Source organism: Agrobacterium sp. MS2, assembly GCF_003261015.1.
Classification (GTDB): Bacteria; Pseudomonadota; Alphaproteobacteria; order Rhizobiales; family Rhizobiaceae; genus Agrobacterium; species Agrobacterium pusense.
Genome location: NZ_QLNF01000075.1, coordinates 1 through 11,324 on the forward strand (window position 1 = coordinate 1; position 11,324 = coordinate 11,324).

Genomic DNA, 11,324 nt, shown 5'->3' on the forward strand with positions numbered 1-11,324 from the left:
GTGCTCGGCGGCGCTTTATGCCGCGCGTTCCGGCCTGCGTGTCCTGCTCGTCGAGCGCGACACGCCGGGCTCCGCGCAATCCGGCCGCAATCTTGGCTTCGTCCGCCAGCAGGGACGGGACTTCCGCGAGCTTCCTCTCGCCATGGCCTCGCTGCGCCTGTGGAACGGTCTTGAAAAGGATCTCGGACGCAGCGTCGGCTGGTTTTGCGGCGGCAACATCGTCCTGGCGGTCAATGACGCGGACATGGCCCATCAGGCGGACTGGCAGGCCAAGGCGAAGGACTTCGGTCTCGATACCGAACTGCTGACCCCGGCCGAGGTTGCCGGAAAACTCCCCTTCCTTTCGGAAAAGGCCGGTGTTCGAGGCGCCATGTTCACCGCCTCGGACGGGCGGGCGGAACCGGGACGCGCCACGCGTGCGCTGTTCGAGGCCGCCGTCGAGCGGGGCGTCTCGGTCGTCCTCGGCGGGAGCGTGAAGCGCCTGGATATCCAGGCCGGACGCATTCACGGCGTCTGGATCGATGGCAGGCTTTGCCGCGCCGATACGGTTCTCTGCGCCGCCGGCACGGGAAGCGGCAGGCTCCTGCGCGCGGTCGGATACGATCTTCCCCAGGAAAGAATACGAGCGACCGTCGCGCGCTCCCTGCCCGTGCCGCACTTGACCATCGATCCCTGTATCTCGTTGCCGCAGACCGGCCTTCGACAGGATGTGAACGGAGCGATCGTTTTGTCGGTGGCGGGGGGAGAGTATGATATGCGGCTCGATTCCTGGCGGTATATGCGCCATTATCGGGAGACGAGAAAAGGCAATCCGGATGCGGCGCGGATCAACTATCTGGGTCCCATCCAGCCCTTCATCCCCTCGCATCGCGCCGCGCCGATAGCGGATATCGCGCCGACCCGCGAAGCCGTGCAGCCCGCCCTCCATCGCGTCCGGCAGGCCCGGGCCGAATTGCGCAGGTTCCTGCCGGCATTGGCGGAAGTTGCCATCGACACCGTTTGGGCCGGCATCATCGATACCCTTCCCGACGTCGTTCCCGTCATGGGCAAGGTCGAGGCGGTCGAAGGGCTTCTCGTCGCGACCGGATTTAGCGGCCATGGTTTCGGACTGGGCCCGATGGCCGGGAAAGTCATGGCCGAACTTGCGGCAGGGCAATCCCCATCGGTGGATATCTCGGCTCTCTCGCCGGCGCGCTTCTGACAACGATCCAACGCCTGATCCGCCTGGCGGCATCGGCGCTCATGACCATGGAGACAGGAATGCCAAAGAGAATCTTTTCCGGTGCCCCTTCCGAAACGACCGCGGGCTACGCCAAGGCCGTTATCGACGGGACGACGATCTATGTGTCCGGCACGACGGGGCGCGACAAGGCAACGGGCCTGTTCCCTCCGGATGCCGCGGACCAGGCGCGCAATGCGTTCGCGGACATCGAGGACGCATTGCAGAAAGCGGGGGCAAGCCTCGCCAATGCGGTGGCAAGCCGGGTGTACGTAACGGATCTTGAAGCCGCCGAGGCCGTAAGCCCGGTGCTTGGACAGGTGTTCAAGGATATTCGGCCCACCAGCACGTTCCTGATATGCCAAATCCCCGCACGCGGAGCAAAAGTCGAAATCGAGATCACCGCCTCTCTCGCAGTGTGAGGCCGTCCTGCCGCGACCATTGAACTTCGGTTTTCTTTGCTCCGTTGAGGAAATGTGCGGTCAATTTAGGAGGTAATACATGATCGATGAATCGGACGAATATTCTAGACCATTCATCCTTGCTGTAGATGGTCAAACTTTTATTGCACAAGCGGCAGATAACCAAGAAAGAGGAAGACACCATTACTCATCACGTCCGGTCCTCTTGATCAATTGGGCTGTTCAAATTTGGCGAGGGCCTTTCCTAGATTCCTGCTTTAAGATGCTATTACCCCTCTCACAATTGCACCGTCGAGGCATACTCAGTCCCGGAGGGAATACACGTTCGATCTCCTAAGCCGAGCGTGGACGACGGCAGCACGTTCAGCGACACCGATAACATCTCATTCTGGGCGGGACACCCGAAACCCGGCGGGACATGCCTTGGGCTTTCCGTGCTCATGCTGGATCGCACCTGCCATGTCAGCCTGAGATTTTCCGGGCGGAACCGCCATCTGCCCTGGGCGGGCATCGCCTTCCGACTTCCTGTCTGCCTCTCAGTTCCAAAAACCAGAACTGCCGCGCACATGTCGACGCCTTGAGACAGGGTTGAAACTCCCCCTTGTATAGTATGTAACGTCCATCATTCAGGAAGATGCGAAATTCACCAGAAGAGAAGAAGCTGGTGATCACACGTCTACGGCGCATCAGGGGACAGGCAGAAGCGTTGGAACGTGCGATCGAAGCCGGAACCGACTGCGCCCCATTGCTCCAGCAGATCGTGACAATGCGACGACCGGGCGAAGCTGTAATTACGGTTGCAGCAATCGGTCGAGGTTTGTCGGTTGCCGCAATCTCTCACTATGTGTTACTCGCTGCGAGCAACCCGCATATACTCCATACTAGTATATGGATAGTGGTTTGAAGATTTCTCGCGATTGCGTAGATGTGGCCGTGAATAGCGATCGCATTCTTTGACCCGATTTTGCATAGAATGGATGCCGACCGCTTGATGCGCCACCTTCAGGGACTTGCCGATTCCGGCAATATGGTAATCGTGGTCGAGCATGACATGCGCATCGTTGCCCAGGTCGATTGGATAGTCGACCTCGGGCGGTCTGGCGCGGGCGAGGAGGGTGGAAATATCGTCGCCAGTGGCGACCCACAGGATGTTGCCGGTGAAAAAAGCAGTGTGACGGTCCGCTATCTCAAGGCGGCAATATGCTAGACTGGAGCTTGCTAAACGCTTCCCCGCCGAATGATGCTGTAACCTACATCTGCGATTTTCTTTCGTACCTTCTTGTCAGAGTACCGCGCGATGATCATTCGCGCCGCTTCCTGGCCAATCTTGTCCCCGGGCGATCGCACAGTGGTCAAGCCGGGCGACAACTCGGCTGCGATCTCATAATCGCCATATCCGACGACTGAGAGCCTGTCTGGAATCTGCCAATTTCGCCTCATGCAGTCGAAAACCACGCCCGAAGCGAGAACGTCCGTGTAACAGAAAACCCCCTCTAGTTGAGCGTCCCTGGCTATGAGTTCCGCGAGCGCCATCCTGCCGCCGGGAAAGCCCAGTTTCAGAGGCACCAGCGCAACAAGATCGGTCGGCAAACCAGCGGCTGTCATGGCATCCATGAACCCGGCCAGCCGCTCCTGGTATCTGTGTTTCTCCCCGGTTTCATAGCCGACGACGCCGATCCTTCGCAGTCCCTTGTCGATCATCAATTGTGTGGCATCGCGTGAAGCCGCGCGGTCCATGAATCCGACCCCCATATCGACGAACGGCCCGTTCAGGCTCCACGTTTCGACCGTGGGGATACCGGATTGGTCAAGCAACCGGAAGGTTGACTCGTCGCGATCAACGCCAGTTAGCACGATCCCATCAACGCGGCGTCCGATGAGTGCTCGCACGGCATCATATTCTCGATCAGAAGAGCTTACGACCGAGACTATCAAGTGATAGCCATGCGCATCGAGTTCTTGCTCGAGTCCCATGATCATGTCCGCGAAGCTTGAATTCTGAATGGTCGGAATGATTGCGGCGATCACCTTGCTGCGCCCGGATACCAGGTTTCCTGCAATCAGGTTCGGTACATAACCCAGCTTGGACGCCGCTTCGAGCACCTTCAGTCGTGTTTCCGGTATCACTTTGTCGGGATACTTGAAGCAGTTCGATACGGTCATATGCGAGACGCCTGCCAAGCGTGCCACGTCAACCATGCGGGCACCAGATCTTGCATCCACGGATCCCTTTTCCATCCCTCGTCTCCGAATCTTCTATTTCCCTTATCCTGCCTACATAGGAGGCAGTTTCCGACTCAAGTTATTTTTCATTTGACACCTTGTCGCCTGGCTGTATTTTAGCGTTAAAATAAGCGTTGTAGCGCTAAACACAAGGGTAAACTTCCATGACCTTCTCGCTAGCCGCCCGCGACCCCAAAACCGGAATGTTCGGCGTCAGCATCGCCACATCGGCCGTGGCGGTGGGAAATCGGTGTCCATGGGTGCGCGCCGGCGTTGGTGCGGTCACCACCCAACACCGCACCGATATCCGCTCCGGATCCGTCGGCATCGAACTCCTCACCAAGGGCTTCACCGCTCGCCAGACCGTCGACTTCTTGGCTGCCACCAATGACTTTCCGCAGGAACGGCAATTCGCCGCCGTCGACCGCGAGGGAGGCGTGGCCTTCTACAACGGTGCGGCCATCGAGTGCATCCATGCTGGTCACGCTGGCAACCAGTGCGTTTCGACCGGCAACCTCCTGGCCAATGACGAGGTGCCGCGCCGCGTGGTCGAGGCCTATGAGGCGGCGATGGACCTGCCCTTTGCCGAGCGCCTGCTGGCCGCCATCAGGGGAGGGCTCTATGCCGGAGGAGAAACCAAGCCGATCATGGCAGCGGCGCTGCTGATCGCGGACCGCCAGTCATGGCCGCTGGTCGACCTGCGGGTGGATTGGAAGGAAGAGCCGATTACCGAACTGGAGCGCCTCTGGGAATTCTACAAGCCCTATCAGCAGCACTACATCAACCAGGTCATCGCACCGCATGAACTCGACCTCACCAAGGAATCACCGATGAACCTGTGAGGCGGCAAATCCCCCCTGCACCGAAAATTTAAAAAGGCCAAAAGGCAAAAGCGGGGGAACTGATGATCAACCGACCAAAGAAAAGGGGAACTATAATGAAAAAATACCTGTCATCCATCGCGATGGTCATGATGCTGACCACGACAGCAAGCTTCGCTCAGGAAAAGCCGACCCTAGTCGTCAATTCCTGGGGTGGCCCCTATGAGAAGCTGCATAAGAAACTTGTCTTCGAACCCTTCGAGAAGGCGAACAACGTCAAGATCGAGGTGGTCACGCTCTACTCGGCCGATACGCTCGCGCAATTGCGAGCACAGAGGGATGCCCCGCAATACGACGTGGTACATTTCTCAGGCGGCCAGGAGGTGATCGCCGCGAGGGAGGGGCTTCTGGCGCCGATCAAGCCGGAAGAACTCACCAACGCCAGCGACCTATATCCCTTCGCCGCCGAAGGATTGGCCAGAGGGGAGGGACCAGTTCACCTCGTGACAACGGTCGGCCTGCTTTACAACGAGGAAAAGGTGCCGAGAGCCCCGGATTCCTGGAAGGATCTGTGGAGCGAGGAGTATGGCGATCACCTCATCTTGACGGACCTGTCCAACTCCTTCGGCATGCTCGGACTCCTGATGATGAATCAGATCTGGGGCGGAACGCTCGCCGACACAGCGCCTGGCCTCAAGAAAGCTGGCGAGCTGCTCGATCGATCCGTCATCATCAGTTCGTCTCCCGAGGTCCAACAGAACTTCGCGCAGAACGATGCCTGGTTGGCGGCTTTCGCCCAGGATTATGCCTACACCATCCGCCAGAGCGGCCTTCCGGTGAAGTTCATAATCCCCAAGGAAGGCGCTCCCGCCGTGTACTTCACCGCCAATCTCGTTGCCAATCGCCCGAACCAAGATCTAGCCAAGAAGCTCATCGATTTCGAATTGTCGCCCGAGGTGCAGGCGGCATTCGCCCGCGAGATGCGCTACTCGCCCACCAACAGCAAGACCGAACTAACGCCGGATGTGGCGCAGGATGTGGTCTACGGCGACGCGATCAAATCGATGGTCCGGTTCGATCCTGTGCAGGTTGACGAAATCCGCAACGCTCTCATCGAAAACTGGAAGAAGTTGATCTCGCGCTGAAGATCAGAGGAGAAACCAAGGGGGTAGACATGAACAAACTCCGAACCGATCTTCTCATTGCTGCGCCCGGGTTTCTCCTCCTTGTGGTGGGGTTTCTCATTCCTGTCGCCGGGATATTGCTTCTCGGTGTCAGGGATGCTAACGGGGTGCTCACGGCGACACACCTGAGCCGGTTTCTGACCGATCCTTTTTATCTCGAAATCGCCTGGCGGACCGTAAAGCTCTCGCTCATCATCACGGCGCTGTGCATCGTGGCCGGTTTCCCGCTCGCCTACATCATGGCGCGCGGCTCCGCACGGCTCCGCCTGTGGCTGATTATCAGCATTACGCTGCCTCTCATGACCAGCGTCGTGGTTCGAACCTTCGGCTGGATGGTCCTGCTCGGCCGCGGCGGGCTGATACCCGATACGCTCAATATGCTCGGATTGGTCAGGCGTAACTACTCACTCATGCAGACCGAGACCGCGGTTGTCCTGGGTATGACGCAGGTGCTGTTTCCCTTCATGGTCCTGTCGATTCTCGGCGTCGTCATGCGTATCGACATCCGTCTGGAAGAAGCGTCCCGCGTCATGGGTTGCACATTCCTGAAGTCGCTGCGCCTGGTCGTCCTGCCGCTTGCCATTCCGGGGGTGATTGCCGGTTCGCTTCTCGTCTTCACCCTGTCGGCCAGTTATTTCATCACGCCTTCGCTGCTCGGGGGTGCGCGCCTGCCGGTTCTGGCCGGTTCGATCTACGAAACAGCAACCCGCACGCTGGACTGGCCCTTCGCCGCCGCTCAATCCATCATCCTCGTTGTCGGTGTCCTCATGCTTCTCATCCCCTATGCAAGACTGTCGAGGCGCGCCAATGGTTGAATCCGCCCCCATGTCTGTCCGCATTGCGGCGGTCATCTATCTTGTCGCAATCGTTGCCTTTGTCCTAGGTCCGCTGGCAGTGGTCGTCGGCGTCTCCTTCACGGCCGGCGACTACATCACCTTTCCGCCTCAAGGGCTGAGCCTGCGGTGGTACGAGGCGGTGCTTTCCTCGTCCGTATACATGGGCGCAGCTATCACCAGCCTGAAGCTGGCGGTGGTCGTGACGATCTCCGCGACGATCATCGGCGCTTCGGTCGCGACCGTGATCCACAGGGGGAGATTGCCGGGCACGTCTGTGCTTTCGGCCCTTTTTCTGGCGCCGCTGGTGCTACCGACAATCATCTTCGCATTGGGACTGCTTATCTTCTGGAGTGCCTATTTCGGGCGCACCTCGTTTGCGGCCCTGTGGATCGGTCATACCGTCATCGCCGTTCCCTACGTTATCCGTACGACCCTCGCCGTTCTATCCACCTCCGACAGATATCTCGAAGAGGCTGCGCGGACGATGGGAGCGGGACCGTGGAAGGCCATCCTTCACGTCGTCGTGCCGCAAGCAATGCCGGGCATCGCGGCCGGGGCGTTCTTCGCCTTCAACATATCCTTCGACGAAGCGATCGTCTCCCTGTTCCTTCGCTCACCAGAGGTCATCACGTTGCCCATTCAGATCTACACACAGCTTGAATACAGCCCTGACCCATCCATCGCTGCCGCGTCGGCCCTGATGATCGGACTGACCGTCCTGCTCATCTTTGTCATTGATCGCGTGCTCGGCATCCAACGCGTGGCGGGGTGATATCATGAATGCTGTACAACTCGACAATATCTCCAAGTCCTTCGGCAATGTTCAGGTGATCAAGAACATTTCGCTTTCCATCGCGAAAGGCGAGTTCGTCAGCCTGCTTGGACCGAGCGGATGCGGAAAGACCACCCTGCTGCGGATGATCGCGGGCCTGGAAGGGGCCACGAGCGGGACGATCCACATCGGCGGTAAGGATTCGACAAGCTTGCCACCCGAGCTTCGCGACATCGCGATGGTGTTCCAATCCTATGCCCTGCTTCCGCATCTGACGGTCCTAGAGAACGTGATGTTCCCGTTGCGCATGCGCAAGATCGGCAACCGGGCAGAACAGCGTGACCGCGCAGTCGCGGCGCTGAAGCTGGTCCAGCTCGACCATCTGACCGACCGGCGGCCCCGCGCTCTTTCGGGCGGCCAGCAACAGCGTGTCGCGGTTGCCCGTGCGGTGGTTTCTTCTCCACAGGTCCTGCTGCTAGACGAGCCGCTTTCGAACCTCGATGCGCGGCTGCGTGAAAGCATGCAGGAGGAGTTGATCCTCCTGCACCGGCAGACCGGCCTTACCACCGTGTTCGTGACCCACGATCAGGAAGAAGCGCTGAGCCTTTCGGACCGCGTCATCCTGCTCAACGGCGGCAGGATCGAACAGGAGGGAGCCCCGAAGGCCCTCTATTCGGTGCCGCGAACACGGTTTGCCGCCACGTTCATGGGATCGACGAATCTCATCGATGCCGAATTGCAGCCCCATGGCGATGGCGCACGTGCGCTGCTTTGCGACGGACAGGTTCTGCTGCTGAGGGCCCAGCCCTCGGCGAAGAAGCGGGCGACCATCATGTTCCGGCAGGAGGATGCCATCCTCGCGCCTGTGCCCGACAACGCTGCGCTAAGCCGGGGAGCGCCGATCGCGTCCGTCGTTACACAGATCTTCCTTGGTGCGCGCACCCGCTATGTGCTCGACCTCGGCGGACACATGATCCGTTGCCTTGCCCCCGCGGGCCAGTTCTACGCGGTCGGTGACAAGGTGGAACTCAAGATCTCGCCGGACAGCATTCACGTCCTGGAAGATTGAACAACCTTAACCCTGAACAATGGAGATGAACATGATTGGACGCGTCTGGCGTGGATGGGCCAAGCCCGAAATGGCGGATTCATACGAGGAACTCCTCACGAAGACGACGCTTCCCGCCCTTCATCGGGTGGCGGGATACAAAGGGTCGTATTTCATGCGGCGTCCGCTCGACACCGGTGAGGTCGAGTTTGTCGAAATCACATTCTGGGAGTCGATGGACTCGATCATGGCCTTTGCCGGCGAAGATAACACGAAGGCCGTTGTGCCGCTGGATACGCAAGCGTTCCTGACGCGCTTCGACGACCGGTCTGTGCACTACGAAGCGACCTGGTGCCCTTGACACCATATTTACTCTGCCGGGGGCCCTTGGATGCCACGGCACCGCGTGTCCAAGGGCAACCTCCTGTGCGGCAGCTTCAGAGTTTGGCGACACAGGACTACGGCTTCCGGCTGCTATTACCCATGCGAAATGCATGGCGCATCCCTGTCCCAATGTGTCGAGAGATGAACATGATGGATATCATGCCAATGGAACGTGTTGAAAAGGACCCACTTGGGCCCGTCGCGATCCCGGCAAAAGCTTACTATGGTCCACAAACGGCACGGGGTATCGCAAATTTCCCGGTTTCAGGGATCGCGATCAATCATTTTCCCAACTTCATCAAGTCGCTCGCTTATGTGAAGATGGCCGCCGCGCGTGCGAACGCCAGGCTTGGAGAGCTGGACCAACGGAAAGTTGACATTATCTGCCAGGTCTGCGCGGAAATCGCTGACGGCCAGCATCTGCAGGAGTTTCCCCTCGACGTGTTCCAAGGCGGCGCGGGCACCTCGACCAACATGAACATCAACGAGGTCATCGCCAATCGTGGCCTGCATCTGATGGGATTGCCTCGTGGACAATATGGCTCCCTGCACCCCAACGACGACGTCAATCTCTCGCAATCCACGAACGATGTCTATCCGACGGCGATACGCTTGGCGATACTGCTGTCCTATCGTCAATTGCAGGATGCAATTACCCAGCTTTCAGACGAATTCGAGAATAAGGGAGCGCTCTTTTCCGATGTCATAAAGCTCGGGCGAACGCAATTGCAGGATGCGGTGCCGATGACGCTTGGGCAGGAGCTCCAGGCTTTCGCCGCAACGCTTCGCGAGGATGTCGATCGTCTTGGCGAGATCGCGTCCTTTCTTCATGAAATCAATCTCGGTGGCACAGCGATCGGGACCGGCATCAATACCAATCCGGAATATCAGGCCGCCGCGGTGGCGGAGCTTCGTTCAATCTGCGGCCTTCCTCTGATTCCCGCCAAAAACCTGATAGAAGCCTGCTGGGATACCGGAGCATTCGTCCTGTTTTCCGGAATGTTAAAGCGAACGGCCACGAAGCTGTCGAAAATCTGCAACGACCTTCGCCTGCTTTCCAGCGGGCCTCGTGGCGGTTTGAATGAGATCAACCTACCGCCCCTTCAGCCCGGCTCCTCGATCATGCCCGGCAAGGTCAATCCGGTGGTACCGGAAGTCGTCAACCAGGTGGCTTTCCAGATCATTGGTTACGACCTGACAATCACGCTTGCGGCTGAAGCCGGTCAACTCCAGTTGAATGTCATGGAGCCGGTCATCGCCTATAACATTCTTCATGCACTTTACCTTCTGACCAACGCCGTAGACCTGCTTCGGGTGAAATGCATTGCTGGTATCACAGCCAACCCGGACGTCTGCCGCAAGCATCTGGACGCAAGCACTGCCATCGCAACTGCCTTGACGCCCGCCATCGGCTATGAGCGCGCGGCTGAATTGGCGAAAGAAGTTTTGGCCTCGGGTAAACCCATTCAAGAAGTAATAGCCGGAAACCCGGATATCTCTGAGTTCTTGATTTCCGAAGTCATTGATCCGCAGAGATTGACGCGACCGGCACATCGTTCTGGTTCTGCTGAAGCTGGGAAGGATCAAAAAAGTGGACGCATCAAATGAAGGAGAATAACGCTCAGTTGATGGTGTCGGGCTCGAAGCCCCACGGCATAAGCGCGTCTAAGTCTTCTGCCGGCCACCCTTGAATAGCCCTGGTCAGGTTCTGAGAGCGCCAATGAGGAAGGGTTCGAGCAATTCCTGCCGGGTGAGCGCATACCGGGTTGCTTTTGCACTCCCGGATATTCCTAGGCCCACTGCCAGTTCCTTTTCCCAGACGCCGAAGAGATTGGATACGACAGACAAGAACATTTCCTCGCGGAGACGAGTTCGGGTGCAGGCATGCCCTCCTCGAACCCCGTTTTATACCCTCTACAATTCGCTCATGGCGATGATGGCGTTTAACTGCCTCCTGCGATGATCCTACGCTCATCGATCCCGGGAAGTTCTCTAGGTACGTCGCGGCGGCAAAGGCGATCAAGTTCCATAATGTATGTTATGCGAGATGTTATAACATAACACCTTATTGTTGAGTGGGAAATAGTCTGACATGGGCATCGGTGTACCCCGCACTTCTGGAGCAACTAAATGAAAGCAGAAAAACGGTCCCGCTTTGACAGGATTATGCTCGAGGTCGAGGAGGCCGATAGCGTTCAAGACGCACTTCAGATATTCCACCTAGTATACGGCGTTGATTTCTCAACATATCACCTCGCATTCACGATAGTGGACGTCGTCGATACCCCCTATGTGCGCACGACGTACGACGCCGCCTGGATTTCCCGTTATCTCCTGCGCGATTACGTCAAGATCGATCCCATTCTCCGCGAAGGTCTCGTACGTCAATTGCCCTTCGACTGGCGCGAAGTCGAT

Annotated in this window: 13 protein-coding genes and 1 pseudogene; 12 read left to right on the forward strand and 2 right to left on the reverse strand. The window is 58.3% G+C overall.

Annotated elements, in window-relative coordinates:
• The 4 genes and pseudogenes from DOU54_RS19810 to DOU54_RS19825 all read left to right on the forward strand — a co-directional run.
• A partial coding sequence (locus DOU54_RS19810; protein WP_113731746.1) for an NAD(P)/FAD-dependent oxidoreductase occupies nucleotides 1–1,201 on the forward strand: 1,201 nt, incomplete at its 5' end.
• Nucleotides 1,202–1,260: 59 nt separating this feature from the next.
• A complete protein-coding gene (locus DOU54_RS19815) occupies nucleotides 1,261–1,641 on the forward strand; it encodes a RidA family protein (RefSeq protein WP_006470639.1) in 381 nt (126 codons plus the stop codon).
• A gap of 634 nt (nucleotides 1,642–2,275) precedes the next feature.
• Nucleotides 2,276–2,413 (forward strand): annotated as a pseudogene (locus DOU54_RS28285) (metal-sensing transcriptional repressor); the annotation flags it as partial.
• A gap of 201 nt (nucleotides 2,414–2,614) precedes the next feature.
• Entirely contained in the window at nucleotides 2,615–2,848 is a 234-nt protein-coding gene (locus DOU54_RS19825) for a hypothetical protein (RefSeq protein ID WP_006470641.1), read from the forward strand.
• Between the two features lie 11 nt (nucleotides 2,849–2,859).
• On the opposite strand, the gene DOU54_RS19830 is transcribed toward DOU54_RS19825, so the two are convergent.
• Nucleotides 2,860–3,879 carry a LacI family DNA-binding transcriptional regulator gene (locus DOU54_RS19830; protein WP_006470642.1) on the reverse strand — a complete coding sequence of 340 codons (1,020 nt, stop codon included), beginning with the start codon at nucleotides 3,877–3,879 and terminating at the stop codon, nucleotides 2,860–2,862.
• Between the two features lie 149 nt (nucleotides 3,880–4,028).
• Here DOU54_RS19830 and DOU54_RS19835 point away from each other — a divergent pair, with 149 nt between their 5' ends.
• The 7 genes from DOU54_RS19835 (at nucleotide 4,029) to DOU54_RS19865 (ending at nucleotide 10,517) form a co-directional block, all read left to right on the forward strand.
• Nucleotides 4,029–4,706, forward strand: coding sequence for a DUF1028 domain-containing protein (locus DOU54_RS19835; protein WP_113731747.1), 678 nt, complete (start codon nucleotides 4,029–4,031; stop codon nucleotides 4,704–4,706).
• A gap of 95 nt (nucleotides 4,707–4,801) precedes the next feature.
• Nucleotides 4,802–5,830: an ABC transporter substrate-binding protein gene (locus DOU54_RS19840; protein ID WP_006473106.1), complete on the forward strand. Its 1,029-nt coding sequence runs from the start codon at nucleotides 4,802–4,804 to the stop codon at nucleotides 5,828–5,830.
• A gap of 29 nt (nucleotides 5,831–5,859) precedes the next feature.
• Nucleotides 5,860–6,684: an ABC transporter permease gene (locus tag DOU54_RS19845; protein WP_006473107.1), complete on the forward strand. Its 825-nt coding sequence runs from the start codon at nucleotides 5,860–5,862 to the stop codon at nucleotides 6,682–6,684.
• Entirely contained in the window at nucleotides 6,677–7,477 is an 801-nt protein-coding gene (locus tag DOU54_RS19850; RefSeq protein WP_006473108.1) for an ABC transporter permease, read from the forward strand. Before DOU54_RS19845 ends, DOU54_RS19850 begins: the two co-directional genes overlap by 8 nt.
• A gap of 4 nt (nucleotides 7,478–7,481) precedes the next feature.
• On the forward strand, nucleotides 7,482–8,546 hold the full coding sequence (locus DOU54_RS19855) for an ABC transporter ATP-binding protein (protein ID WP_113731748.1): 1,065 nt from the start codon (nucleotides 7,482–7,484) through the stop codon (nucleotides 8,544–8,546).
• Nucleotides 8,547–8,577: 31 nt separating this feature from the next.
• Nucleotides 8,578–8,886, forward strand: coding sequence for an antibiotic biosynthesis monooxygenase (locus DOU54_RS19860; RefSeq protein ID WP_006473110.1), 309 nt, complete (start codon nucleotides 8,578–8,580; stop codon nucleotides 8,884–8,886).
• A 173-nt stretch (nucleotides 8,887–9,059) separates the two neighbouring features.
• On the forward strand, nucleotides 9,060–10,517 hold the full coding sequence (locus DOU54_RS19865; RefSeq protein WP_006473112.1) for an aspartate ammonia-lyase: 1,458 nt from the start codon (nucleotides 9,060–9,062) through the stop codon (nucleotides 10,515–10,517).
• A gap of 93 nt (nucleotides 10,518–10,610) precedes the next feature.
• Here the strand turns inward: DOU54_RS19865 and DOU54_RS27560 are convergent, their stop codons facing one another.
• Nucleotides 10,611–10,757, reverse strand: a complete 147-nt coding sequence (locus DOU54_RS27560; RefSeq protein ID WP_192800569.1) for a hypothetical protein — start codon at nucleotides 10,755–10,757, stop codon at nucleotides 10,611–10,613.
• A 282-nt stretch (nucleotides 10,758–11,039) separates the two neighbouring features.
• Here DOU54_RS27560 and DOU54_RS19870 point away from each other — a divergent pair.
• Nucleotides 11,040–11,324, forward strand: a 285-nt coding sequence (locus DOU54_RS19870) for an autoinducer binding domain-containing protein (RefSeq protein WP_193603412.1), incomplete at its 3' end; no start/stop codon positions are given.